Annotated in this window: 23 protein-coding genes; 15 read left to right on the forward strand and 8 right to left on the reverse strand. The window is 62.9% G+C overall.

Features of this window, described 5'->3' with window-relative positions; genetic code table 11:
* The first annotated feature begins 119 nt into the window (after window positions 1-119).
* The 7 genes from AWB78_RS14050 to AWB78_RS14075 all read left to right on the forward strand — a co-directional run bounded on the left by AWB78_RS14050 (window position 120) and on the right by AWB78_RS14075 (window position 6,995).
* Window positions 120-803, forward strand: coding sequence for an MgtC/SapB family protein (locus tag AWB78_RS14050; RefSeq protein ID WP_062605195.1), 684 nt, complete (start codon window positions 120-122; stop codon window positions 801-803).
* Window positions 804-1,008: 205 nt separating this feature from the next.
* On the forward strand, window positions 1,009-2,010 hold the full coding sequence (locus AWB78_RS14055) for a hypothetical protein (protein ID WP_062605196.1): 1,002 nt from the start codon (window positions 1,009-1,011) through the stop codon (window positions 2,008-2,010).
* A gap of 253 nt (window positions 2,011-2,263) precedes the next feature.
* A complete protein-coding gene (locus AWB78_RS47615) occupies window positions 2,264-2,416 on the forward strand; it encodes a hypothetical protein (RefSeq protein WP_198399269.1) in 153 nt (50 codons plus the stop codon).
* Window positions 2,417-2,875: 459 nt separating this feature from the next.
* A complete protein-coding gene (locus AWB78_RS14060; protein WP_062605197.1) occupies window positions 2,876-4,054 on the forward strand; it encodes a quaternary amine ABC transporter ATP-binding protein in 1,179 nt (392 codons plus the stop codon).
* A complete protein-coding gene (gene choW / locus AWB78_RS14065; protein WP_062605198.1) occupies window positions 4,047-4,949 on the forward strand; it encodes a choline ABC transporter permease subunit in 903 nt (300 codons plus the stop codon). The genes AWB78_RS14060 and choW overlap by 8 nt, the downstream gene beginning before the upstream one ends.
* A 13-nt stretch (window positions 4,950-4,962) precedes the next feature.
* The gene (locus AWB78_RS14070) at window positions 4,963-5,955 is read left to right on the forward strand and encodes a GlxA family transcriptional regulator (RefSeq protein ID WP_062605199.1); all 993 of its coding nucleotides are present in this window, start codon (window positions 4,963-4,965) and stop codon (window positions 5,953-5,955) included.
* Between the two features lie 92 nt (window positions 5,956-6,047).
* Complete coding sequence (locus AWB78_RS14075) at window positions 6,048-6,995, forward strand: choline ABC transporter substrate-binding protein (protein WP_062605200.1); 948 nt, start codon at window positions 6,048-6,050, stop codon at window positions 6,993-6,995.
* A 44-nt stretch (window positions 6,996-7,039) separates the two neighbouring features.
* Here AWB78_RS14075 and AWB78_RS14080 read toward each other — a convergent pair whose 3' ends face one another.
* The 5 genes from AWB78_RS14080 to AWB78_RS14100 all read right to left on the reverse strand — a co-directional run bounded on the left by AWB78_RS14080 (window position 7,040) and on the right by AWB78_RS14100 (window position 10,572).
* Window positions 7,040-7,567: a hypothetical protein gene (locus AWB78_RS14080; protein WP_062605201.1), complete on the reverse strand. Its 528-nt coding sequence runs from the start codon at window positions 7,565-7,567 to the stop codon at window positions 7,040-7,042.
* Window positions 7,564-8,046 (reverse strand): DUF2778 domain-containing protein, encoded by a 483-nt coding sequence (locus tag AWB78_RS14085; RefSeq protein WP_062605202.1) that lies wholly within the window; start codon window positions 8,044-8,046, stop codon window positions 7,564-7,566. The genes AWB78_RS14080 and AWB78_RS14085 overlap by 4 nt, the downstream gene beginning before the upstream one ends.
* A 166-nt stretch (window positions 8,047-8,212) precedes the next feature.
* The gene (locus AWB78_RS14090; RefSeq protein ID WP_062605203.1) at window positions 8,213-8,980 is read right to left on the reverse strand and encodes a class II aldolase/adducin family protein; all 768 of its coding nucleotides are present in this window, start codon (window positions 8,978-8,980) and stop codon (window positions 8,213-8,215) included.
* A gap of 51 nt (window positions 8,981-9,031) precedes the next feature.
* Window positions 9,032-10,120, reverse strand: coding sequence for a GlxA family transcriptional regulator (locus tag AWB78_RS14095; protein WP_062605229.1), 1,089 nt, complete (start codon window positions 10,118-10,120; stop codon window positions 9,032-9,034).
* A 137-nt stretch (window positions 10,121-10,257) separates the two neighbouring features.
* The gene (locus AWB78_RS14100) at window positions 10,258-10,572 is read right to left on the reverse strand and encodes a hypothetical protein (RefSeq protein ID WP_062605204.1); all 315 of its coding nucleotides are present in this window, start codon (window positions 10,570-10,572) and stop codon (window positions 10,258-10,260) included.
* 381 nt (window positions 10,573-10,953) lie between these two features.
* Between AWB78_RS14100 and AWB78_RS14110 the strand changes: the two genes are divergently transcribed.
* Genes AWB78_RS14110 through AWB78_RS14140 form a run of 7 tightly spaced genes read left to right on the forward strand, consistent with a single transcriptional unit; the run spans window position 10,954 to window position 18,311 of the window.
* Complete coding sequence (locus AWB78_RS14110) at window positions 10,954-12,348, forward strand: L-serine ammonia-lyase (protein ID WP_062605206.1); 1,395 nt, start codon at window positions 10,954-10,956, stop codon at window positions 12,346-12,348.
* A 39-nt stretch (window positions 12,349-12,387) separates the two neighbouring features.
* Window positions 12,388-13,632 (forward strand): sarcosine oxidase subunit beta family protein, encoded by a 1,245-nt coding sequence (locus tag AWB78_RS14115; protein ID WP_062605207.1) that lies wholly within the window; start codon window positions 12,388-12,390, stop codon window positions 13,630-13,632.
* Window positions 13,633-13,657: 25 nt separating this feature from the next.
* Window positions 13,658-13,957: a sarcosine oxidase subunit delta gene (locus AWB78_RS14120; RefSeq protein ID WP_062605208.1), complete on the forward strand. Its 300-nt coding sequence runs from the start codon at window positions 13,658-13,660 to the stop codon at window positions 13,955-13,957.
* Window positions 13,954-16,956, forward strand: coding sequence for a sarcosine oxidase subunit alpha family protein (locus AWB78_RS14125; protein WP_062605209.1), 3,003 nt, complete (start codon window positions 13,954-13,956; stop codon window positions 16,954-16,956). Before AWB78_RS14120 ends, AWB78_RS14125 begins: the two co-directional genes overlap by 4 nt.
* Window positions 16,946-17,608 (forward strand): sarcosine oxidase subunit gamma, encoded by a 663-nt coding sequence (locus tag AWB78_RS14130; RefSeq protein ID WP_062605210.1) that lies wholly within the window; start codon window positions 16,946-16,948, stop codon window positions 17,606-17,608. Before AWB78_RS14125 ends, AWB78_RS14130 begins: the two co-directional genes overlap by 11 nt.
* Window positions 17,605-18,051 carry a dihydroneopterin aldolase gene (locus AWB78_RS14135; protein WP_062605211.1) on the forward strand — a complete coding sequence of 149 codons (447 nt, stop codon included), beginning with the start codon at window positions 17,605-17,607 and terminating at the stop codon, window positions 18,049-18,051. The genes AWB78_RS14130 and AWB78_RS14135 overlap by 4 nt, the downstream gene beginning before the upstream one ends.
* The gene (locus tag AWB78_RS14140; RefSeq protein WP_062605212.1) at window positions 18,048-18,311 is read left to right on the forward strand and encodes a hypothetical protein; all 264 of its coding nucleotides are present in this window, start codon (window positions 18,048-18,050) and stop codon (window positions 18,309-18,311) included. Before AWB78_RS14135 ends, AWB78_RS14140 begins: the two co-directional genes overlap by 4 nt.
* A gap of 181 nt (window positions 18,312-18,492) precedes the next feature.
* Here AWB78_RS14140 and betA read toward each other — a convergent pair whose 3' ends face one another.
* Genes betA through betI form a run of 3 tightly spaced genes read right to left on the reverse strand, consistent with a single transcriptional unit; the run spans window position 18,493 to window position 22,314 of the window.
* Complete coding sequence (gene betA / locus AWB78_RS14145) at window positions 18,493-20,220, reverse strand: choline dehydrogenase (protein ID WP_062605213.1); 1,728 nt, start codon at window positions 20,218-20,220, stop codon at window positions 18,493-18,495.
* Between the two features lie 11 nt (window positions 20,221-20,231).
* Window positions 20,232-21,701 carry a betaine-aldehyde dehydrogenase gene (gene betB, locus AWB78_RS14150; RefSeq protein WP_062605214.1) on the reverse strand — a complete coding sequence of 490 codons (1,470 nt, stop codon included), beginning with the start codon at window positions 21,699-21,701 and terminating at the stop codon, window positions 20,232-20,234.
* 25 nt (window positions 21,702-21,726) lie between these two features.
* Window positions 21,727-22,314 carry a transcriptional regulator BetI gene (betI, locus tag AWB78_RS14155; RefSeq protein ID WP_062605215.1) on the reverse strand — a complete coding sequence of 196 codons (588 nt, stop codon included), beginning with the start codon at window positions 22,312-22,314 and terminating at the stop codon, window positions 21,727-21,729.
* 249 nt (window positions 22,315-22,563) lie between these two features.
* Here betI and fdhA point away from each other — a divergent pair, with 249 nt between their 5' ends.
* Window positions 22,564-23,760, forward strand: coding sequence for a formaldehyde dehydrogenase, glutathione-independent (gene fdhA, locus AWB78_RS14160; RefSeq protein ID WP_062605216.1), 1,197 nt, complete (start codon window positions 22,564-22,566; stop codon window positions 23,758-23,760).
* The last annotated feature ends 236 nt before the right edge of the window (window positions 23,761-23,996 follow it).

Here is a 23,996-nt window from a genome sequence, read left to right on the forward strand (position 1 = left end):
GACTCTTATTGGTCCGAGAAACGCGCAGCCGTGCGAGGACTACGCAACAGGAAAGAATAGCAAAACCAGCACGGCGTGCACCGCGTCTTTGAGCTTCTCATCGCGGGGAGGGTAAAAATATGTTGGGAAACCTGGAACTCGTGTCGCGGCTCGTCATGGCCGCGGCGCTCGGCAGCGTGATCGGCTTCGAACGCGAGCGGCTTTCGTGGGCGGCGGGACTGCGCACGCATATGCTGGTGTGCGTCGGCTCGGCGCTGATCATGATCGTGTCGGCGTACGGATTCGCGGACGTGCTGAGGAACGATCACGTCGTGCTCGACCCATCGCGGATCGCGGCGCAGGTCGTGTCGGGCATCGGCTTTCTCGGCGCGGGCTCGATTCTGCTGCGCGGCGAAATCGTCCGCGGGCTGACGACGGCCGCGAGCCTCTGGTCGGTCGCGGCGATCGGGCTCGCGGTCGGCGGCGGTCTCTACACGGCGTCGATTGCGGCGACGGCAATCATCCTCATCATCCTCGCGGGCATCAAGCCGCTGGAGCGCCGCTTCATCAGCGTGAAGCAGCGCCGGCAACTGACGATGCTCGTCGAGCGCGGCTCGCTCAGCTTTCACGCGCTGCACGAGGTGCTCGGGCCGGGCAGCGTGCGCGTGAAGCAGTTCGTCGTTCAGCAGAGCGACGATTCGCCCGATCTGGACGAGGTGCGGGTGGAACTGTCGCGGGCATCGTCGCTGGAATATCAGGCGATCTGCGAACGGTTGCGGCAACTGGACGTCGTGCGTGAGTTCCGTGAGGACGACGCGATTTGAATTTGCCTCGCCGATGCGGGTTCGACGCCCTCGCCATGCGACAATGCGGCCTCTCGAAATATTTGCCAAAGCCCCGGTGTGACGTGCGCTCCGGCCGCGGAGGCCGCCGCTTTTCGAACCTATGCCCGATTCCGCAGTAAAGAGAGATTCCGACACGCCCCGAGGCGATCCCGCCGCAAGACCCCGCCGCCGACGAGCGGAAGCCGTGCGCGACGTTCCCGCGACCCAGGCCCGCGCCGACGCCGAAAAGAAGCTCGCCCGCGCCGCCCGCTCGGCGCAGCGTCTCGCGCAACTGAGCGAAGGCGCGCGCGGCGGCGAGACGCTCGACCTGTTCGCCGAGGACGCCGAGCGCGCGCGCCTTCAGGCGATGAGCACCGATATCCGCCAGGGCACGTTCGAAGGCTTCGAGTTGCCGGAGGTGTTTCTCGCGGCGGTGCAATCGAATTGCGGGACAGCATCGACGGGCGCGAATGCAACCGAATCCGCCGCCTCGAAGCGCGCCGCGCGCGGGAGCGTGGTCTCGGTTGTGCCGGTGCAGGGCCTGTTCCAGGACGATCCGCCTCACGTCGACGCGCCGCAGGCGGACGCGGGGAAGGCAGCAGGCAAGTACGGCGCGATCGCCGCGGTCGCGGTTCGATCGGCAAGCATCAGCACGTCCGTCGCGCCGGATGACGCGACGCTGTCGCCGGCGGCGCTTACCTCTGCGCTGATCGCCGGCGATCGCGATGATCGCACGGAACGCAGCGAAGCCGGGCCGCTCGCGAAGGCGAACGCGCCCGAACTCGACCGCGCGCGCGCCACGGCGTTCGCGGACACCATCGATGCGCTCTACGCCGTGATGGCCGAGCAGCGCACGTCGGCCACGGCCCACGCGCGCCGCATGAAGACGATGCTGACGGTCATCGTCTGCGCGATGCTCGTCACGGTGGCGACCGGCATCGCACAAACGGCGGTGCTGCTGCGCATGAGCCACGACAGCAAGCTGCAGCAGGATCGCACCGAGCAGTTGATGCTCAACCAGCAGGCGACGCTCGCCTCGCTCTTCGACACCGATTCCGCGACGGTGAGCGTGCGCCCCGCGCCCGGCACGCCGCGCGATTTCGACGATGCCTCGCCGATACAACCCGTGAGCGCAGTCAGCCCCGGTTCCGCGCCGAGACAGCACGTGCGTCACGCGCACCATCGCGCCAGGTCCTCCACGCACTGATCCGCGCTGTTACTTTGCTACGACGCTCCGCCATGTGGCGGCGTGTCGCGCTTTCGCGCGTTCTCGCGCCGCAGGCCCGTCGCACGGCCTTCTTCGACCCGTCACCATTTTCCGGGAGCAACGCAGATCGGTAAAATGTAGAAAAACTACCAAATTTCTTCGCGAGAAATGTTGCATTGCACTAGAAATCGCTCAGGGCTAACCCTATAATTCGTTCTAAGGGAAAACCCTCTATCACTTACCGGAGTCAGTCATGAGCTACCTCTTCGCCCTGCTGCAAAAATTTGCCTCGCTGTTCGAGTCGCCGCACCTGCCGATGGACAGCGATTACTCGTATCAAGCGCGTTTCCGCGAATCCGAGCGTCAGCGCAAGGCCCGCGGCACGGCTTTCGGCTTCCGCCTGTAATGCGCGGCTGACGGCGGCGCGGGAAACACAATACCAGCAACACACGACGGCAAACGCCGTACGACCCGCCCGCCAGTTTCTCGTTGTTCTGTAGTTTTTCTAGCGGTTCTTGATCTCGATTCGGCATCGAATCAGACATATCATCCCTCCGCGCTTCGCGCGCGCGACGCAGTACCTCTTCCTTTCGTCTTTCTGACACCTTTTTCGCAAGCCGCCTGCATCGAAAAAAGCATTCGGACTTGTACTCAGGCGACACGCCAAAAACCTCGGGTTTTCCATTTCTGCCGGCCGCAAAGCCTTATCCAGCAAGGCTCCGGCTATGGACGCGCGCAAAGGCCCTTATTCCAGTGTCGTATTTCCACATGTGGTTGTCGCAAATAGTCGGCTGACAGGACTTTTTTCTAGCAACTATGTATGCACAGCGCGGACGCACGTTCCGCCCACGCAAGGAGATATTCGATGAATTCCCCCAAGGTGGTAGTCGAAGGACTGTGCAAGGTGTTCGGCAACAGTCCCAAACAGGCGTTGGACATGTTGGCCGGCGGCGCGACGAAGGAAGAAGTCTTCAAGCGCACCGGACAGATTGTCGGCGTACATAACGTCTCCTTCGATGTCAAGGAAGGCGAGATTTTCGTGCTCATGGGCCTGTCGGGCTCGGGCAAATCCACGCTGATCCGGCTCATCAACCGGCTGGTCGAACCGACCGCCGGCAAGGTGCTGATCGACGGCCGCGACGTGGCCGCCGTGCGGCGCTCGGAACTGACGGCGCTGCGCCGCAAAGACATGAGCATGGTGTTTCAGTCTTTCGCGCTGATGCCGCAGCGCACGGTTCTTTCCAACGCCGCATTCGGCCTCGAGGTCGCGGGCGTCGGCAAGAAGGAGCGCGAAGCGCGCGCGATGACCGTGCTCGAACAGGTCGGCCTCGCGCCGTTCGCCCAAAAGTTGCCTTCGCAACTATCGGGCGGCATGCAGCAGCGCGTGGGTCTCGCGCGGGCACTCGCGGTCAATCCTTCGCTGATGATCATGGACGAAGCGTTCTCCGCGCTCGATCCGCTGAAGCGCAAGGAAATGCAGAACGTGCTGCTCGATCTCCAGCGCGAGCAGCGCCGCACGATTCTCTTCGTGTCGCACGATCTGGAAGAAGCGATGCGCATCGGCACGCGCATCGCGATCATGGAAGGCGGCCGCGTCGTGCAGATCGGCACGCCGCAGGAAATCATCACGAATCCGGCCGACGACTACGTGGAAGCTTTCTTCGAAGGCATCGACACGAGCCGCTATCTGACGGCCGGCGATCTCATGCAGACGGACGACGTGCCGCTCATCAAGCACTCGCCGCAGATCGACGCCTCGAGCGTCGCGGCGACACTCAACGGCAGCGCCGACTACGCGTTCGTGCTCGACGGCCAGCGCCGCATCCGCGGCTTCGTCGGACGCGATGTGAGCGGCAACGCGGTGCCGCAGATCAATCCCATCGAATGCATCCAGCGCAGCATGGCGCTCGACGACGTCGTGAATCGCGTGGTGGCGAGTCCGGCGCCGCTGCCCGTCGTCGATGCTGACGGTTCGTACTGCGGCTCGATCAACAAGGCCAATGTCCTGAAGGTTCTTACGCACCATCGAGGTTCCCATGTCTGAAATCATTCCGCTTGGCAGTTGGGTGGACCACGGCGTCCACTATCTCCTCGATCACGACGCGAAAACCTTCGACTCGATCGGCAAGGTCATCGAAACCTTCGCCGCGGCGGTCGAGCACGGCCTGCAGGCCATCCCGATGTGGGCGCTGATCGCGATCTTCGTCGGTATCGGCTTATGGCGCGTCGGCTGGCGATTCGCGGCGTTCGTGCTGGCTTCGCTATTGCTGATCTACGCGACGAACTTCTGGGATCAGATGGTCATCACGCTGGGCCTCACGTTGTCGTCGACGATCATCAGCCTGTTGCTCGGCATCCCGCTCGGCATCTGGACGTCGAAGAGCAAGTATGTCGAGATGGCCGTGCGCCCCGTGCTCGACCTGATGCAGACGATGCCCGCCTTCGTCTACCTGATTCCTGCCGCGATGCTGTTCGGTCTGGGCCGCGTGCCGGGGATCCTGGCCACCGTCATCTTCGCGATGCCGCCCGCCGTGCGTCTCACCGCGCTCGGCATCAAGCAGGTGAACCGCGAGATCGTGGAAGCGGGCCAGGCATTCGGCTGCACGCCGTTCCAGTTGCTCTACAAGGTGCAGATTCCGAACGCGCTGCCTTCGATCATGACCGGCGTGAACCAGACGATCATGATGGCGCTGTCGATGGTCATCATCGCGTCGATGGTCGGCGCGGGCGGTCTCGGCAACGACGTGCTCGCATCGATTCAGCGTCTGGATATCGGCCTCGGCTTCGAGAGCGGCTTGTCGGTGGTGTTGCTGGCGATCATTCTGGACCGCATCACCGAAAGCTTCGGACGTTCGCCCGGCATGGCTCGCGCCCCGCTGTTCTCGGGTCTCAAGAGCGTGATGAAGGTACGCCGCGCACCGGCGGCGCAACAAGGCTAAAAGAGGCTCAGGCATGAAGCGCGACGCGATCGTCCCGGCGGTTACGGATTCACCGTTGTCCAATCTCGCGCACTTCGGCTTCCTCACGCTGCCGAACTTCTCGATGATCGCGTTCACGAGCGCGGTCGAGGTGCTGCGCATGGCCAATTACGTGGGCCGCGCGCAGCACTACCGGTGGTCGATCATCACGCCGGACGGCGAGCCCGCGCGAGCGAGCAACGGCATCACCGTGAAGCCGACGGTGACGCTCGACGAAGCGGGCATGCCGGACGTGCTGATCGTGTGCGCGGGCTGGCATGTCGCCGATTTTGTCGACGACAAGGTGATCGCGCTGCTGCAGCGCGCGCACGAGGCGGGCATTCCGCTGGGCGGCATCTGCACCGGGCCGTATGCCCTGCTCGCGGCGAAGCTGCTGGACGGTTATCGCTGCACGCTGCACTGGGAGGATATGTCGCCGGTCAACAAGCGCTTTCCGCATGTGCGTTTCGCGGACGAGCTCTTCGTGATCGATCGCGACCGCATGACTTGCACCGGCGGCACCGCGCCGCTCGACCTGATGCTCAATCTCGTCGGCATGCGGCTCGGGCAGGCGCATGCGGCGCAGGTGTCAGAGCAGTTCATCGTCGAGCGCATACGCGGATCGACGGATTATCAGCACATTCCCGTCGATGCGCGTGTCGGTTTCTCGCGCGCGGAACTCGTCGAAGTGGTGCGGCTGATGGAGGCGAACATCGAAGAGCCCTTGTCGCTCGACGAGCTCGCGCGGCTCGTGCATCTGTCGCAGCGGCATCTGCAGCGCATGTTCAAGATGTTCCTCAACGTGTCGCCGACGCATTACTACCTGACGCTGCGTCTGCGGCGCGCACGCGAGCTCCTGCGCAATACCGATGCATCGATCGCGCGTGTGACGAGCATCTGCGGTTTCCACTCGCCTTGCCATTTCAGCAAGGCGTATCGCGCGCAGTTCGGGCATGCACCGAGCGTGGAGCGGCGTTTGTCCGCTTAGCGCGTTACTCATCTTTTTTCTGGTCCGCGCCGGCTTTCATGAGCCGCGCGCGCGGGCCGTGCCGTGCTTAAAAGAACCTGGGAGAGAGATACATGAAACGCTTGTGGATCGCGTCGATGGCTGCGGCGATGCTGTCGGGTGTATGCGTGGCGAATGCCGCCGAGCCGGCTGCGTGCAAAAACGTGCGCTTCGCGGATGTCGGCTGGACGGATATCGCCGCGACGACCGGACTGGCATCGACCGTTCTTCAGGGTCTAGGCTACAACCCGACGAAGACGATCGCTTCGGTGCCGATCACGTTCGCGGGCGTGAAGAGCAAGCAGATCGACGTGTTCCTCGGCTACTGGTCGCCGACGATGGACCCGATGATCGATTCGTTCAGGAAGGCGAATCAGGTGAAAATCCTGCCGACGCCGAACCTGACGGGCGCGAAGTACACGCTCGCGGTGCCGGACTATGCGTATCAGGCGGGGATCAAGACTTTCAACGACATCGCGAAGAACTACGACAAGCTAGACGGCAAGATCTACGGCATCGAGCCGGGCAATGACGGCAATGCGCTCATCAAGAAGATGATCGACAGCAATATGTATGGGCTCGGCAAGTTCAAGCTGGTGGAATCGAGCGAGGCGGGCATGCTCGTGGAGGTGAATCGCGCGATTCGCGAGAAGAAGCCTATCGTGTTCCTCGGCTGGGAACCGCATCCGATGAACGTGCAGATGAAGATCGACTATCTCGCCGGCGGCGATGACGTGTTCGGGCCCAACTACGGCGAAGCGAAAGTGTTGACGGTCACGCCGACCGACTACGACACGCGCTGCCCGAATGTCGCGAAGCTCGTGTCGAACTTGCAGTTCACGACGGATATCGAGAACCACGTGATGCTGCCGATCATGAACAAGACCGACGCGAACAAGGCGGCGCGCGAGTGGCTGAAGCAGAATCCGGCCGTGCTGGATAAATGGCTCGCGGGCGTGAAAACGTTCGATGGGAAGGATGGGTTGCCGGCGGTGAAGGCTTATGTGGCGGGGGCGAATTGAGTGCGTGGGCGCGCGTGTTTCGCGTGTCTCGTGCGCGCGTGCCTTCAAACGTTATCGGCATCACTGCACCAGCGCGCATGAAGCCGTCGAATGATAAAGAGCAAAGCAAGCGCAGCGGCCAGCATGCCGGCCCAGCAAGACAGGATCATGGTCGCGTGGTACGGCACTCTGAAGTCATCCGGTTCGATGTACGACGCAGGTGCAAGCAGGGCGGTCTTGAGCCATCCTGCCACGATGTAGGCACCGGAAAAGGTGCATACGATCAAGGTTGGAAATGACCATGCAGAGGTGACGACGTTTCGAGTGAAACGGGCAGCAGCAAACATGATGAGCGCAGCGACGAGCCAGCAGATCAACAGCGTAACGAGGAGATCGGCGTTCATGAGAACCTCTATGCCAATAGGTTCCTCGACGCGGAGCGCTTCGAGCACGGAGCGAAGGAGTGAGGCCGTCCAGTAAGACATCATGCCTGATTCAAGCAGGATAAAGCGCGTCATCGCGGCACCGATCAGAATTGACGCGATGACCAAAGAAGAGGCGCGAACGACCGTCGGTAGCTTATTGCGCTTCATTTCACGATAACCGTTCCATAGGCTCTGAGCAGCGTCGTACCGGGCAGTGGGAGCGCCGGCGGAGAGCGGCGAATGAAGCGCTGCAAAAACTCGAACTCGGCGGGATTCACAAGGGTAATACACCCCTCACTCCGCTCTCGATCACCGACAGGATGCAGTCGGAAGTTACCGCGCGTGACGCCCTGTATGTTAGTGACGTCTCCGGTATTGGGATTCCAGAGCGTGAACCACTTCGTCATGTCAGTCGACCCAAGGTGAGGCGCGAGCGCGTCATACACCGCTCCGAGCATGCCGCCCGACTGACGGTCTACGATGTAATACGTGCCTTTCGGGATCGGCCCGATTCCCTTCGACGCCACCGCATCAGGATTATCGCGACCGCGCATATGTCCGGAGAAAGCCTCGACTGTACCGTATCCAGAACATACGAGCGTCGATGTTTCTCTGCCATTCAAGGTGAATTCGCAGCGTATCGGCATTGGAAATGTCCGTGAGCATGACCTGAAAGTCAAGAACGCAACATTAGCCGCAACCGGTTTTGATGTGGATGGCTTTCTGTAAAACAACAATGCCTTCAATCAAATACTTGAAGGCATTGCCTGACAAAACTACGTGTTCCGACGTATCAACGGCGGTAACCCGCCCCTAACTCCGATAATCCGTTCTCGCGCCGCCCTCGATCATCCTCAACGCTGCTTCCCACTGCAACGCCATAATCCCGTCCATTTCATCCCGCCGATATTGCTCCGCGGTCAATTCACAAACTTTCCGCGACGGCAGATTCAATTCCGCATTCCCCGCCAACGCGCGAAGCTGAATCTCGCACGCTCTTTCCAGAAAATACATTTCCTGAAACGCCTCGGGAATCGATTTTCCGCAAGTCAGCAGACCGTGATTTTTCAAGATCATCGCGTTATGCGATCCGAGGTCATTGACGAGCCGATCCCGCTCCGCAAGATCGAGCGCGATCCCTTCATAATCGTGATACGCGAGATGCCCGTAGTACTTCAACGCATGCTGGCTGATCGGCAACAAGCCCTGCTTCTGCGCCGATACCGCCGCGCCCGCCGCCGTATGCGTATGCACGACGCACATCACGTCGGGACGCGCCATATGCACGGCCGAGTGAATCGTGAAGCCCGCCGGATTGACGCGATACCGCTCCGGATCGTCGCTTGCACCCGCCGCGACCGGACGTCCCTCCTGATCGATGAGCACGAGATCCGACGCGCGCATTTCATCGAACAGCACGCCGTAGCGGTTGATCAGGAAGTGATGTTCCGCTCCCGGCACGCGCGCGCTGATGTGCGTGAAGATCATGTCCGTCCAGCGGAAATGCCCGATCACGCGATAAAGCGCCGCCAGATCGCAACGCACCTTCCATTCGTCCTGCGAATACCCGTGAGTCTGCATGCCGTTCCTCCTTGGTTTGATGAGCCGCGGAAAACGTGGAGCGGATAAAAACTAGATCGCCTGGGCGCGGCCCGGAAATACTTCGTCGTAGTCCATTGCCTGATTCGCTTCCTGCGCATCCTGCGCGCCGCCCTGCTCGCGATACATCATCGGCGGCACACCGAACTGCTTGCGGAACTCGCGGCCCAGATGCGATGCATCGGAGAAGCCGCAGCTCGACGCGATATCCGCCACGGTCTTGTCCGAGCTCGTCAAAAGCCACGCGGCCGTGCGCAGACGCACCTGCTTCGCGTATGCCTGCGGCGCCTTGCCGGTTTCCGCCTTGAAAAGACGTTCGAGCTGCCGTGTCGACAGATCGAGCTTGTGCGCGAGCTCATCGAGCGTGAGCGAGCGCCCGACGTGCTGCTCCATCAGCAGGATCGCCCGTTTCACCTTCGGATGCGTCGCGGGCGCGAGACCCGGCGGATGCGGCTGCGGCGCGTTGCCCTTCTGCATGTCGTCGACGAGCAGGATGCGCAGCGCCTTTTGCACCGTCGCGGTTTCGAAGTGACGCAGAAGAATGGCGGCGGCGACGTCGATCGATGCGCGCCCGCCCGAACACGTGATGCGCCTTCTGTCGATCACGAAGAGCCGGTCCGCGACGAGCGACTGTTCATCGGCATGCGGGAAGCGCTCCACGAAATCCCAGTAGTGGAACCAGCTCACGCAGATGCGATGCCCTTCGAGCACGCCCGCGCGCATCAGCGAGAACACGCCCGTGCACATGCCGACGATCGTCGCGTTCGATGCGGCGGCGCGGCGGATGAACTGCAGCGTCGCGTCGCTGGCGGCGGCGCCGGAATGCAGCAGGCCGCCGACTACCACGACGTAATCGAACGGCTCGGCCTGATCGAAGGTTTCCCACGGCGTGATCTGGATGCCGCAGCTCGCGCGCACCGGCGCGAGCGTCTCGCCGATCACGCTCCATGAGCAGCGCACCGGGCGGCTGTAGTCGCCTTCGTCGGCGGACAGGCGCAAGAGATCGACAAAACCGGAGAACGCGGTCAGCGTGAAGTTCGGCAGCAGGACGATGCCGAAGCGGATGCGTGATTTCGATTGACCGTCGACGGAAGACGGAGGAAGGGACTCGGCGGCGTTCATGCGGGCGACATGCGGCTGGATGTTATCCATCGAGCATAACACTCGGCCGTGCGCCTCGGGCGTGCATCAGAAAGAACGCGGCCGGCGTCGCGTGACGCCGGCCGCGTGAATGCCGAACGGATGAAGCAGGAAGCGCTTCAGCCGCCGAGCACGGCGAACGCCCACGCGAACGCGCTGCCGATGAGGGCGCCCGTCGAGCGGCCGAGCACGCTCGCGATGGTGTAATCGCCCCAGCGCTGTTCGACTTCGGCCTTCAACACGCCGAAGTAGCGCAGCACGGGACCGATCGAGCAGAGCAGCATCAGCGCGGCCCAGACCGGCGCCTGACGTGTCAGCACGCGGTCGATCGCGAGCAGATCCATGGCCTCGAGCGCGCCGACCACAGCGGCGGCGATGAGGAAAGAGAGCACCCAGGATTTGAAGAACTGGTCGGTTAAGGCGTGAGATTCCATTGATTCGAACCGGAAGAGAAAGGCGTGCTCCGAAACCCTTAGGCCCGGCGCATTTGGAGACCTAGGGAATATACCGATGCGGGTTCTTCCGACGCTTCGGACCAGTCTCAAAAACCGGGGAAGTGCAACGAAGATGCGCAAGAACGCGCCGAATGCGAAATGGCCTGTTACGCGCGTGCGCGTCATCTCGCGGACCTCGAATCGTCTGCCGACTTGCTTCCGGACGTCGAAAACCTCGTAAAAGCGCCGCCCGCGTCACGCGAAAAAGGCCGCTGGCGCCGCTATCCCATTTCGACGGCGTTTTTGTTCTATCGAGTCTTTTTAGGGTTTGGTGCAATGAGCGCCATACCGAAATCGCTCGCTTAACCCAAGGACACGCCAATGAACGTCAGCGTCTTCGATCTGTTCAAGATCGGCATCGGACCCTCCAGCTCGCACACCGTCGGGCCGATGATCGCGGCGTGCCGTTTTGCGTCGCATATCGAGGACGCCAATCTGCTCGCCTTCGTCACCCGCGTGCGCGCCGAACTGTTCGGCTCGCTCGGCGCAACCGGCAAGGGTCACGGCACCGACAAGGCCGTGCTGCTCGGCCTCGAAGGCAATCTGCCCGACCTCATCGATCCGGACGTGATCGCGCCGCGTCTCGCGGAAATCCGCGCGAGCAAGCGCCTGAAGCTGCTCGGCAAGCACGAAGTCGTGTTCGAGGAGCGCGAGCATATCGGCTTCTATCGCAAGCTGATGCCCGGCGCGCCGGGATCGAGCATCGTGCATCCGAACGGCATGCGCTTTCAGGCGTTCGACGAAAACGGCCAGTTGCTCGTCGAGAAGGAGTATTACTCGATCGGCGGCGGTTTCGTCGTGAATCGCGAAGGCGATCGCGTGAACGGCCTGCGCGCGGGGGGCACCGTGCCGCATCCGTTTCGCACCGGCGACGACCTGATGCGCGTCTGCAAGGAGACAGGTCTGTCTATCGCCGAAGTGACGATGCAGAACGAATGCGCGAGTCGCAGCGAAGCCGAAGTGCGCGAAGGCATGCTGGCGGTGTGGCGTGTGATGGCCGCATGTGTCGAGCGCGGCTGCAAGGAACGCGGCGAACTCCCCGGCCCGATGCACGTGAAACGCCGCGCAGCCGATCTGGCTCTGCAACTGCGTTCGCGTTCCGAAGAGTCGCTGCGCGATCCGCTGTCGATGCTCGACTGGGTCAATCTCTACGCGATGGCCGTCAACGAAGAAAACGCCGCGGGCGGCCGCGTCGTCACCGCGCCGACCAACGGCGCCGCCGGCGTGATCCCCGCCGTGCTGCACTACTACGTGAAGTTCATGCACGGCGCGAACGACGAAGGCATCGTGCGCTTCATGCTGACGGCCGCGGCCATCGGCATCATCTACAAGGAAACCGCTTCGATTTCCGGCGCTGAAGTCGGCTGCCAGGGCGAAGTGGGCGTCGCGTGCTCGATGGCCGCCGCCGCGCTCGCCGCGGTGATGGGCGGCACGCCCGCGCAAGTGGAAAACGCCGCGGAAATCGGCATGGAGCACAACCTCGGCATGACCTGCGACCCCGTCGGCGGGCTCGTGCAGATTCCGTGCATCGAGCGCAACGCGATGGGCGCGATCAAGGCGATCAACGCGGCGCGCATGGCGATGAAGGGCGATGGCACGCACTACGTGTCGCTCGATTCGGTCATCAAGACGATGCGCGAAACCGGCGCCGATATGAAGACGAAATACAAGGAGACGTCGCGCGGTGGTCTCGCCGTCAACGTCATCGAATGCTGATCAGCCCAACGCATAAACCCTGCACCAAAGGAAACACCCATGAGCCGCTACTCGATATTCAGCCTGCTGCGCAACGGCATGTCGTATCACGAGAACTGGGAACGCCAGTGGCGAAGTCCCGAGCCGAAGCGCGAGTACGACGTGGTGATCGTCGGCGGCGGCGGCCATGGTCTCGCGACCGCTTACTACCTCGCGAAAGAACACGGCATCACGAACGTCGCGATCCTCGAGAAGGGATGGATCGGCGGCGGCAACACCGCGCGCAACACGACGATCGTGCGTTCGAACTATCTGTGGGACGAATCGGCCGCGCTGTACGAGAAGGCGATGAAGCTGTGGGAAGGGCTCTCGCAAGATCTCAACTACAACGTGATGTTCTCGCAGCGCGGCGTGATGAACCTCGCGCACAATCTGCAGGACGTGCGTGATACGGAACGTCGCGTGAACGCGAACCGTCTCAATGGCGTCGATGCCGAGTTCCTCACGCCGCAGCAGATCAAGGAAATCGAGCCGACGATCAACCTCAACAGCCGCTATCCGGTGCTGGGCGCGTCGATTCAGCGTCGCGGCGGCGTGGCGCGTCACGATGCGGTGGCCTGGGGCTTCGCGCGCGGCGCGGATCGCGCGGGCGTGGACATCATCCAGAACTGCCAGGTCGTCGGCATTCGACGCGATGGCAACCAGGTGACGGGCGTCGATACGACCAAGGGCTTCATCAAGGCGAAGAAGGTCGCGATCGTCGCGGCGGGCAACACGACGACGCTCGCCGACATGGCCGGCATCAGCCTGCCGATCGAAAGCCATCCGCTGCAGGCGCTCGTGTCCGAGCCGATCAAGCCGGTCGTGAACACGGTGATCATGTCGAACGCGGTGCACGCGTACATCAGCCAGTCCGACAAGGGCGATCTCGTGATCGGCGCGGGCGTCGATCAATACACGGGCTTCGGGCAGCGCGGCAGCTTCCACATCATCGAAGGCACGCTGGAAGCGATCGTCGAGATGTTCCCGGTGTTCTCGCGCGTGCGTATGAATCGTCAGTGGGGCGGTATCGTCGATGTCTCGCCGGACGCATGCCCGATCATCTCCAAGACCGACGTGAAGGGTCTCTACTTCAATTGCGGCTGGGGCACGGGCGGCTTCAAGGCGACGCCGGGTTCGGGCTTCGCCTACGCACATACGATCGCGAAGGACGAGCCGCATCCGTTGAATGCGCCTTTCTCGCTGGATCGCTTCTATACCGGTCATCTGATCGACGAACACGGCGCTGCTGCCGTGGCTCACTAATACGCACTCGCACAAGGAAAGAAACATGCTGCTGATCGAATGCCCCTGGTGCGGGCCGCGCGCCGAAACCGAATTCTCTTGCGGCGGCGAAGCGGATATCGCGCGCCCGCTCGAAACCGAAAAGCTCTCCGACCGCGAGTGGGGCGAATACCTCTTCATGCGCAAGAACCCACGCGGCGTGCATCGCGAGCAATGGATGCACACGCAAGGCTGCCGCCGCTGGTTCAAGGTGCAGCGCGATACGGTGACCTATGAGATTCAAGGCTACGAGACGTTCGACCGTCCGCTGGCTGTGATGGACAACAACGGAGGCACGTCGAAATGAGCCAGAAAGACCGACTCGGCATGGGCGGGCGCATCAATCGCGCGATTCCCGTGACCTTCACGTTCAACGGCAAGACCTATCAGGGCTTCGAAGGCGACACGCTCGCGTCCGCTCTGCTGGCCAACGGCGAGCGCTTCGTCGCGCGTAGCTGGAAGTATCACCGTCCGCGCGGCATCATCACGGCGGGCGTCGAAGAGCCGAACGCAGTCGTGCAGCTCGAAACCGGCGCATACACCGTGCCGAATGCACGCGCGACGGAAGTCGAGCTGTATCAGGGCCTCGTCGCGAAGAGCGTGAACGCGAAGCCGAACATCGAGAACGATCGCATGGCGGTCAACCAGAAGATCGCGCGCTTCATTCCCGCGGGCTTCTACTACAAGACGTTCATGTGGCCGCGCAAGCTGTGGCCGAAGTACGAAGAAGTCATCCGCGATGCGGCGGGCCTCGGCGAAGCGCCGAAGCATCTCGATGCGGACCGCTACGACAAGTGCTTCGCGCATTGCGACGTGCTCGTGGTCGGCGGCGGACCTTCGGGTCTCGCGGCGGCGCATGCGGCCGGCCTGTCGGGTGCGCGCGTGATTCTCGTCGACGATCAGCGCGAACTCGGCGGCTCGTTGCTGTCGTGCCGCGCGGACATCGACGGCAAGCCCGCGCTGGAATGGGTGCAGAAGGTCGAAGCCGAACTGCGCAAGATGCCCGACGTGAAGATTCTTTCGCGCAGCACGGCGTTCGGCTATCAGGATCACAACCTCGTCACGATCACGCAGCGTCTGACGGAACATCTGCCGGTTTCGCGCCGCAGCGGCACGCGCGAACTGATGTGGAAAGTGCGCGCGAAGCGCGTGATTCTCGCGACCGGCGCGCACGAGCGTCCGATCGTGTTCGGCAACAACGATCTGCCGGGCATCATGCTGGCGTCGGCGGTGTCGACGTATCTGCATCGCTATGCGGTGCTGCCGGGCCGCAACGCCGTCGTGTTCACGAACAACGACGACGCGTACCAGTGCGCGCTCGATCTGAAGGCGGCAGGCGCCGAAGTGACCGTCGTCGATCCGCGTCCGGCCGAATCGAAAGGCGCATTGCCCGCAGCGGCGCGCCGCCAGGGCGTGCGCGTGATGAACAACGCGGTGGTCACCGTTGCGCGCGGCAAGCTGCGCGTCGCGTCGGTGGAAGTCGCATCGTATGCGAAGGGCCAGGTCGGCCAGAAGCAGTCGGAACTGCCGTGCGATCTGGTCGCGTTGTCGGGCGGCTGGAGCCCGGTGCTGCACCTGTTCGCACAGTCGGGCGGCAAGGCGCACTGGCACGACGAGAAAGCGTGCTTCGTTCCCGGCAAGGCGCTGCAACTCGAGAGCAGCGTCGGCGCGTGCGCAGGCGAGTTCTCGCTGGCGCGCGGCCTTCGCTTCGGAGCAGAAGCGGGCGCGGAAGCGGCGCGCGCGGCGGGTCATATCGTCGTGAAGCCGGCTGCGCTGAAAGTGGCGGAAATCGTCGAAGCGCCGATGATGCCGCTGTGGATCGTCGGCAACAAGGACATGGCGACGCGCGGTCCGAAGCAGTTCGTCGATTTCCAGAACGATGTGTCGGCGGCGGATATTTATCTGGCGGCGCGTGAAGGCTTCGAATCCGTCGAGCACGTGAAGCGCTATACGGCGATGGGCTTCGGCACGGATCAGGGCAAGCTCGGCAACATCAACGGCATGGCGATTCTCGCGGGCGCGCTGGGCAAGACGATCCCCGAGACCGGCACGACGACGTTCCGCCCGAATTACACCCCTGTCACGTTCGGCACGTTCGCGGGCCGCGAACTCGGCGAGTTCCTCGATCCGGTGCGCAAGACCGCGGTTCACGAATGGCACGTCGAGAACGGCGCGCTGTTCGAGGACGTCGGCAACTGGAAGCGTCCTTGGTACTTCCCGAAGCCGGGCGAGGACATGCACGCGGCCGTTGCGCGCGAGTCGCTCGCGGTGCGTCAGAGCGTCGGCATTCTCGATGCATCGACGCTCGGCAAGATCGACATTCAAGGCCCGGATTCGGCGAAGCTGCTCAACTGGATGTACACGAATCCGTGGAGCAAGCTCGAAGTCGGCAAGTGCCGCTATGGCCTGATGCTCGACGAAAACGGCATGATCTTCGACGACGGCGTAACGGTGCGCCTCGGCGAACAGCACTACATGATGACGACGACCACCGGCGGCGCGGCGCGCGTGCTGACGTGGCTCGAGCGCTGGCTGCAAACCGAATGGCCCGACATGCGCGTGCGTCTCGCATCGGTGACGGACCATTGGGCGACCTTCGCGGTCGTCGGCCCGAACAGCCGCAAGGTGCTGCAGAAGGTATGTCAGGACATCGACTTCGCTAACGCGGCGTTCCCGTTCATGAGCTATCGCGACGGCACGGTAGCGGGCGCAGCGGCGCGTGTGATGCGCATCAGCTTCTCGGGCGAGCTCGCGTATGAAGTGAACGTGCCGGCCAACGTAGGCCGCGCGGTGTGGGAAGCGCTGATGGAAGCGGGCGCGGAGTTCGACATCACGCCGTACGGCACGGAAACGATGCACGTGCTGCGCGCGGAGAAGGGCTACATCATCGTCGGCCAGGATACGGACGGCTCGATGACGCCTTACGACCTCGGCATGGGCGGACTCATCGCGAAGTCGAAGGACTTCATCGGCAAGCGGTCGCTCACGCGCTCGGATACGGCCAAGCAGGGGCGCAAGCAGTTCGTCGGCCTGCTGACGGACGATCCGCAGTACGTGCTGCCGGAAGGCTCGCAGATCGTCGCGGGTCCGTTCCAGGGCGATACCGCGCCGATGCTCGGTCACGTTACGTCAAGCTATTACAGCCCTATTTTGAAGCGCTCGATCGCGCTGGCCGTCGTGAAGGGCGGTCTCGACAAGATGGGCGAATCGGTTCTGATTCCGCTTGCGAACGGCAAGCGCATCACTGCAAAAATCACCAGTTCGGTGTTCTACGATAGCGAAGGAGCACGTCAGCATGTTGAATGAGATCAGGGCATCCGCGACGGTCGTCGACCGTGCCATCAGCGGACAAGGCCTCAGTGGCACCTGGCAGGAGTCGCCCCTCGTAGGCACCGATGCATTGATGAAAGTGCATCAGAGCGGTTCGCCGAAGGCGTTTCGTCTCATCGAGCGTCCGTTCCTCGAACTCGTGAACGTGCGCGGCGATACGCGCGATCCCGCTTTCGTGAAGTCGATTCAGAGCGTGATCGGCTGCGCGCCGCCCGAGAAGGCGAACACCATCGCGCGCGGCAACGGCTACACGATGCTGTGGCTCGGTCCCGATGAATGGCTCGTGCAGTCCGACACGGCACACGACGCAGCGCGTCCCGCGCCGCTCGAAGCGAAGCTGCGCGATGCGTTCGTCGGCCAGTTCTCGGCGGCGGTGGATATCGGCAGCGGCTACACGGTGCTCGACATCGACGGCCCGAAGACGCGCGAAGTGCTCTCGCGCGGCTGTCCGCTCGATCTGCATCCGAAGCTCTTCGGCGAAGGCCAGTGCGCGCAGAGCCACTTCTTCAAGGCATCGATGACCATCGTGCCGCTGGGCGGCGATCGCTATGAGCTCGTCATTCGCCGCAGCTTCGCCGATTACTTCGTGAAGATGATGCTCGACGCCGCCGAGCCGCTGCTGTCATGAAGCCGTTCGAGCCGCTTGGCGTGTTCAATGCGGGCGGGCAGGGCTGGCGTGTCGTCGTCGATGAACTCATCGTGAAGACGCGCGTCGGCCTGTACGAGCATGAGCATGAGGGGCCGCAGCCGGTTTGCATCGATGCGAGCCTGCGCTATCGCGAGATGCCGCATGAATCGAGCGATGGCCTGATCGATTACGAAGCGTGGTGCAATCGCGTGAGTGCGTTTCTCGAAACGAAGCCGCACACGCGTCTGCTCGAAACGCTCGCGATCGAAATCGCGGCGCTGTCGTTCGACGAATGGCCCGCGCTCGATGCGCTCACGCTGACGCTGCACAAGCCGAAGATCCGCGAGGGCACGCGGCGTCTTGGGCTCGAGCTCGACTGGCGACGCGCGGATTACGATGCGTGGCGTTTGAAGGCCACGGCGCTTCACGCGACTGAGCGATGAACGCGTCACGCGACGTTGCCGCGCAGCTTTCCGAACGAGCATTCAAGAAGCACGATGCGGGCGCGGCGCTCGCGCTGCTCGACCGGAGCATTGCGTTGAAGCATCGCCGCATCGCGCTGATTCGCTATTTGCACGCGCAGTATCTCGATGCGCCGCTCGAAGCGCGGCATCACGATTATGTGAAGGCTATTGCGGCGCGATTGAGCGTGGACGCGTTGATGCGCATCGCGGCTGCAGCGCGCTCGCGCTTCGATGCGTGACGCGGGCGCGATAGTGGAAGGGCAGGGAACAGAGCAGGAAGGGAGTGTAGTGCTGGCTTTGGCCAGGGAGTGAGTTTGCAGGTGGTATGAGTAGGGCGATTTTAAAGCCGCGCTTTGCGCGGTTTTTTTTTGTTCGGAGCGAGGGTGATTGCCACCCTCGCGCTTCCTCCGTCTTCACGCCTCAACGCAAATTCAAAACCTCCTTCCTGACGGTCTGCAACGACTCGCCTAACTTCCAGGCCGACTCTCGCGCCCGCTTCCCCCCCGCCACAAAGTAAGGCGTATCGACCCGCCCCAACGCCTCCCGCCCGCGAATCCGATCCGCGATCTTCTCCGCCAGCATGATCGTCGGCGCATTGAGATTGCCGGTCGTGATCTGCGGCATGATCGAGGCATCGACGACGCGCAAGCCTTCCATCCCATGCACGCGCCCTTCGCCATCGACGACAGCCATATCGTCATAGCCCATCTTGCAGGAACACGAAGGATGAAAAGCCGTCTCCGCCTTCGCTCTCACGAACGCATCGAGTTCAGCATCGCTCGTCAGATCATCGGAAGGATGAAGCTCGCGTCCGCGATACCGCTCCAAAGCAGGCTGCCGCATGATCTCCCGCGTGATGCGGATCGCGTCGCGAAACTCGCGCCAGTCGAGCGGATCGGCCATGTAGTTGAAAAGAATGCTCGGATGCGCGTTCGGATCGCGTGACTTGAGCTTCACGCGCCCGCGGCTCGGCGAACGCATCGAGCCGACATGCGCCTGGAACCCATGCATCCTGATCGGGTTCGATCCGTTGTAATTGATCGCGACCGGCAGGAAGTGATACTGGATGTTCGGCCAGAGATCGTCGTCGCGCGTGCGGATGAAGCCGCCCGCTTCGAACTGATTGCTCGCGCCGATGCCCGTCCCGTTCAACATCCATTCGAGCCCGATTGCAGGCTGATTCCACCATTGCAACGCCGGATACAGCGACACCGGCTCCTTGCATTCGTACTGCATGTACATCTCGAGGTGATCCTGTAAATTCTCACCGACGCCCGGCAGATCGTGAACGACGGGAATCTCCAGCGCCTTCAGCCAGTCCGGCCGCCCCACGCCCGAACGCTGCAGCAATTGCGGCGACGCAATCGCGCCGCTGCACACGAGCACCTCGCGCCGCACATGCGCGATGACGCGTTGCCCGCCATGCAGATACGCCACGCCAATCGCACGCTTGCCCGAGAACAACACGCGGTCGGTAGTTGCATGCGTGACTATCGTGAGATTGCCGCGATGCTTCGCGCGATCGAGATAGCCACGCGCGGTGCTTGCGCGCCGTCCCTTCGCCGTGACGGTGCGATCCATCGGGCCGAAGCCTTCCTGCTGATAGCCGTTCAAATCTTCGGTGCGCGGATAGCCCGCCTGCACGCCGGCCTCGACCATCGCCGCGAAGAGCGGATTGTTGCCCGGCTTGCTCGTCGTCACATGCACGGGACCGTCGCCGCCGTGATACGCGTTCGCGCCAATATCGCGCGTCTCCGCCTTGCGAAAATACGGCAGACAGTCGCGATAGCTCCAGTTATCGAGACCCTGCATCGACGCCCAGTTGTCGTAATCGAGCGCATTGCCGCGGATATAGCACATGCCGTTGATCAGCGACGAACCGCCGAGCCCCTTGCCGCGCCCGCATTCCATGCGCCGGTTGTTCATATGCGGCTCGGGCTCGGTTTCATACGCCCAGTTATAGCGCCGCCCCTGCAGCGGGAAAGCCAGCGCCGCGGGCATCTGCGTGCGAAAGTCGAAGCGATAATCCGGCCCGCCCGCTTCGAGCAGCAGCACCGTGATGTCTTCGTCCTCCGTGAGGCGCGACGCGAGCACGTTGCCCGCCGATCCCGCGCCGACGATGATGTAGTCGTATTCGTTCGCGCTCATCGCAATGCTCCTCAAAACACGGGCTGATAGGGGCCGAGCTCGACCTGCACGGACTTGATGCGCGTGTAAGCGTTCAGCGTGACGATGCCGTTCTCGCGCCCGATGCCCGATTGCTTGTAGCCGCCCACGGGCATTTCTGCCGGCGATTCGCCCCACGTATTGATCCAGCAAATGCCCGCTTCGAGCCGATGAATCACGCGATGCGCGCGCGACAGGTTCTCCGTCACGACGCCCGCAGCGAGGCCATAGTCGGTATCGTTGGCGCGCGCGATGACTTCGTCTTCGTCATCGAACGCGAGAATGCTCATGACCGGACCGAATATCTCTTCACGCACGATGCGCATGTCGTCGCGGCAATCGGCGAACACCGTCGGCTCGACATACTGGCCGCGCGCGAATGCGCCATCGGTGATGCGCGCGCCGCCCGCCACGAGCCGCGCGCCTTCGCGCTTGCCGCTTTCGATGAAGCCGAGCACTTTCTGCAACTGCGCCGCGCTCACGAGCGGCCCGAAGTTGGTTCGCGGATCGTCGGGTGCGCCGATGCGTACGCGCTTCACACGTTCCATCACCAACGCTTCGAACTTGTCGATGACGCCGCGCTCGACGAATACGCGCGTGCCGTTCGTGCACACTTGCCCGGAACTGAAGAAGTTCGCGCTCATGGCGATATCGGCGGCGCGTTCGAGGTTGGCATCGTCGAACACGATGAGCGGCGACTTGCCACCGAGCTCCATCGTCACTTCCTTGAGCGTCGATCCGCCCGCGCGCGCCATCACTTTCTTGCCGGTCTCGACGCCGCCCGTGAACGATATCTTCTCGATGCCCGCATGATCGGCGAGCATCGCGCCGACGCGTCCGTCGCCCTGCACGACGTTGAAGACGCCGGCGGGCACGCCCGCTTCGCTATAGATCTCCGCGAGCTTCAGCGCGGTCAGGGGCGTGACTTCGCTCGGCTTGAAGATCATCGCGTTGCCCGCCGCGAGCGCGGGCGCGGACTTCCAGCATGCGATCTGAATCGGGTAGTTCCACGCGCCGATGCCCGCGCACACGCCGAGCGGCTCGCGCCGCGTATAAACGAACGACGATTCGCGCAGCGGAATCTGACCGCCTTCGATGGCGGTCGCGAGCCCGGCGTAATACTCGATGACATCCGCGCCCGTGACGATATCGACGGCGCGCGTCTCCGCGATCGGCTTGCCGGTATCGCGCGTTTCCATCGCGGCGAGTTCGTCGTTGCGCGCGCGAAGCAGATCGACCGCGCGCCGCAGGATGCGCGAGCGCTGCATCGCGGTCATCGCGGCCCATTCGCGCTGCCCTTCGCGCGCCGATCGCACCGCGCGATCGATATCCGCCTGCGACGCCTGCTGCACGCGCGCGAGCGTTTCGCCCGTGGCGGGATCGAGCGTGTCGAAGGTTTCGCCGCTCGTCGCATCGACGTATTCGCCGCCGATATAAAGCCGTTGTTCTCCGAATGCGGACATGTTGCGCTCCTTTAAATGTGTGCGATCAGCCGCGCGCGTCCAGCACGAGGTCGATGTATTCATAAGCGAGGCGCAGCGCGCCCTTCGTGTCGAACGGTTCGCCCGCGAGCGCGCCGCGCAGCCAGAGGCCGTCGATCAGCGCGGCGAGGCCGCTTGCGGCACGGCGCGCGGCGGGCTTCGTCAATGCTCTGGAGAAATCGGCGCACAGGTTGGAATGCAGACGCCGCGTATTCACGCGCTGCAGCCGCCGCAACTCGGGCTTGTGCATGCTTTCCGACCAGAACGCGAGCCACGTCTTCATCACGGGCCCGTTCACCTGTTCGACGTCGAAATTCGCGGCGACGACCGCGCGCAGTTTCGCGCGCGGGTCCGCTTTCGCGGCCTTGCGGCGGCGCGACGTGCCTTGCCACAGCGAGCGCAGCACGTGCCGCATCGTGGCTTCGAGCAGGCCGTCCTTGTCGCCGAAGTAATGGCTCACGATACCCGTCGACGTGCTCGCGCGCTGCGCGACCGAAGCGAGCGTCGCGCCCGCGAGTCCGGACTGGTCGATGGTGTGCAGCGTGGCGTCGATGAGTTGCGCGCGGCGGATTTCGCGCATTCCGAGCTTGGGCATGGCGGCTCTGTCTTGAACTTTGCGTATCTTGGATCGAGCCGATACTAGGTTTTTTATTTTGAACGGTCAATCAATAAAAACCGGGTCGAAAGGCTTTCGGGTCGCGATGTCGGTTTCAGTCAAACGCGCGTCGCATTGAGTCACGGTCACAGGCTCGCGGCGGCGCTACCCTCGTTGCACGGGCGCGATGACCCAAACGAGTGCGGCGGGTTTGTCGCGCGTGCCGTCCACGAAACAAGGAGACGATCAATGAGCAGCAATCGCGGCGTCGTTTATCTGGGGCAGGGCAAGGTCGAAGTGCAATCCATCGACTATCCGAAGATGGTCGATCCACGCGGCCGCGCGATCGGCCATGGCGTCATTTTGAAAGTAGTCAGCACCAACATTTGCGGTTCGGACCAGCACATGGTGCGTGGCCGCACGACTGCGGAGGTCGGCCTCGTGCTCGGCCATGAGATCACGGGCGAGGTGATCGAAGTGGGCCGCGATGTCGAGACGCTGTCTATCGGCGATCTCGTCTCGGTGCCGTTCAACGTCGCGTGCGGGCGTTGTCCGACGTGCAAGTCGCAGCATACGGGCGTGTGCCTGAACGTGAACCCGTCGCGCGCGGGCGGCGCGTACGGCTATGTGGATATGGGCGGTTGGATCGGCGGCCAGGCTGAGTATGTGATGGTGCCGTACGCCGACTTCAATCTGCTGAAGTTTCCCGACAAGGCGCAGGCAATGTCGAAGATCCGCGATCTCACCTGTCTCTCCGACATTCTTCCGACGGGTTATCACGGCGCGGTGATGGCAGGTGTGGGACCGGGCTCGACGGTGTATATCGCGGGCGCGGGGCCGGTGGGCATGGCGGCGGCGGCATCGGCGCGGCTGCTGGGCGCGGCGTGCACGATCGTCGGCGACATGAACGAGGCGCGCCTTGCGCACGCGCGCGCGATGGGCTTCGAGACGATCAACCTGTCGAAGGACGCGACGCTCGGCGAGCAGATCGAGCAGATTCTTGGCAAGCCCGAAGTGGACTGCGCGGTCGATTGCGTGGGATTCGAGGCGCACGGCCACGGCACGGACAGCGGTCACGAAGCGCCCGCGACGGTGCTCAACTCGTTGATGGAGATCACCAAGGCTGCGGGCGCGATCGGTATTCCGGGTCTTTATGTGACGGATGATCCGGGGGCGGCCGATGCTGCGGCGAGGAAGGGTAGTTTGAGCATCCGGTTTGGCCTCGGCTGGGCGAAGTCGCATTCGTTCCATACCGGGCAGACACCTGTCATGAAGTACAACCGCAATTTGATGCAGGCGATTTTGTGGGATCGGTTGCCGATCGCGGATATCGTGAATGTGACGGTCGTTTCGCTCGACGAGGCGCCGGAAGGGTATCGGGCGTTTGATGGTGGAGCACCGAGGAAGTTTGTGCTCGACCCGCACGGGTTGTTGAAGGCGGCTTGAGGTTTTCGTTGCTTCCTGCGGGTGAGGTTGGTTTTTTCGGGCCTCGCCCGTGGGGGCTTTTCGATTTGTTTCGTTTCGCTTCGCTTCGTTTCGTTTCGTTTCGTTTCGTTTCGTTTCGCCGGATCCCGTTTTCTTAGTGGTCTATTAGCGTTGCCCCTGTGCGGGGCGGCAGTCACTTTCTTTGCTGCTGCAAAGAAAGTAACCAAAGAAACAGCTATCCCCATCCAAAGTACTTC

It is taken from the genome of Caballeronia calidae (assembly GCF_900044055.2).
In the GTDB taxonomy this organism is placed as follows: Bacteria; Pseudomonadota; Gammaproteobacteria; order Burkholderiales; family Burkholderiaceae; genus Caballeronia; species Caballeronia calidae.

Excerpts from the sequence above, each read along its gene's own strand:
- AWB78_RS14050 (WP_062605195.1), top strand. The coding sequence starts at position 120 with ATGTTGGGAAACCTGGAACTCGTGTCGCGGCTCGTCATGGCCGCGGCG.
- AWB78_RS47615 (WP_198399269.1), top strand. The coding sequence starts at position 2,264 with ATGAGCTACCTCTTCGCCCTGCTGCAAAAATTTGCCTCGCTGTTCGAG.
- AWB78_RS14060 (WP_062605197.1), top strand. The coding sequence starts at position 2,876 with ATGAATTCCCCCAAGGTGGTAGTCGAAGGACTGTGCAAGGTGTTCGGC.
- choW (WP_062605198.1), top strand. The coding sequence starts at position 4,047 with ATGTCTGAAATCATTCCGCTTGGCAGTTGGGTGGACCACGGCGTCCAC.
- AWB78_RS14070 (WP_062605199.1), top strand. The coding sequence starts at position 4,963 with ATGAAGCGCGACGCGATCGTCCCGGCGGTTACGGATTCACCGTTGTCC.
- AWB78_RS14075 (WP_062605200.1), top strand. The coding sequence starts at position 6,048 with ATGAAACGCTTGTGGATCGCGTCGATGGCTGCGGCGATGCTGTCGGGT.
- AWB78_RS14080 (WP_062605201.1), bottom strand. The coding sequence starts at position 7,567 with ATGAAGCGCAATAAGCTACCGACGGTCGTTCGCGCCTCTTCTTTGGTC.
- AWB78_RS14085 (WP_062605202.1), bottom strand. The coding sequence starts at position 8,046 with ATGCCGATACGCTGCGAATTCACCTTGAATGGCAGAGAAACATCGACG.
- AWB78_RS14090 (WP_062605203.1), bottom strand. The coding sequence starts at position 8,980 with ATGCAGACTCACGGGTATTCGCAGGACGAATGGAAGGTGCGTTGCGAT.
- AWB78_RS14095 (WP_062605229.1), bottom strand. The coding sequence starts at position 10,120 with ATGAACGCCGCCGAGTCCCTTCCTCCGTCTTCCGTCGACGGTCAATCG.
- AWB78_RS14100 (WP_062605204.1), bottom strand. The coding sequence starts at position 10,572 with ATGGAATCTCACGCCTTAACCGACCAGTTCTTCAAATCCTGGGTGCTC.
- AWB78_RS14110 (WP_062605206.1), top strand. The coding sequence starts at position 10,954 with ATGAACGTCAGCGTCTTCGATCTGTTCAAGATCGGCATCGGACCCTCC.
- AWB78_RS14115 (WP_062605207.1), top strand. The coding sequence starts at position 12,388 with ATGAGCCGCTACTCGATATTCAGCCTGCTGCGCAACGGCATGTCGTAT.
- AWB78_RS14120 (WP_062605208.1), top strand. The coding sequence starts at position 13,658 with ATGCTGCTGATCGAATGCCCCTGGTGCGGGCCGCGCGCCGAAACCGAA.
- AWB78_RS14125 (WP_062605209.1), top strand. The coding sequence starts at position 13,954 with ATGAGCCAGAAAGACCGACTCGGCATGGGCGGGCGCATCAATCGCGCG.
- AWB78_RS14130 (WP_062605210.1), top strand. The coding sequence starts at position 16,946 with ATGTTGAATGAGATCAGGGCATCCGCGACGGTCGTCGACCGTGCCATC.
- AWB78_RS14135 (WP_062605211.1), top strand. The coding sequence starts at position 17,605 with ATGAAGCCGTTCGAGCCGCTTGGCGTGTTCAATGCGGGCGGGCAGGGC.
- AWB78_RS14140 (WP_062605212.1), top strand. The coding sequence starts at position 18,048 with ATGAACGCGTCACGCGACGTTGCCGCGCAGCTTTCCGAACGAGCATTC.
- betA (WP_062605213.1), bottom strand. The coding sequence starts at position 20,220 with ATGAGCGCGAACGAATACGACTACATCATCGTCGGCGCGGGATCGGCG.
- betB (WP_062605214.1), bottom strand. The coding sequence starts at position 21,701 with ATGTCCGCATTCGGAGAACAACGGCTTTATATCGGCGGCGAATACGTC.
- betI (WP_062605215.1), bottom strand. The coding sequence starts at position 22,314 with ATGCCCAAGCTCGGAATGCGCGAAATCCGCCGCGCGCAACTCATCGAC.
- fdhA (WP_062605216.1), top strand. The coding sequence starts at position 22,564 with ATGAGCAGCAATCGCGGCGTCGTTTATCTGGGGCAGGGCAAGGTCGAA.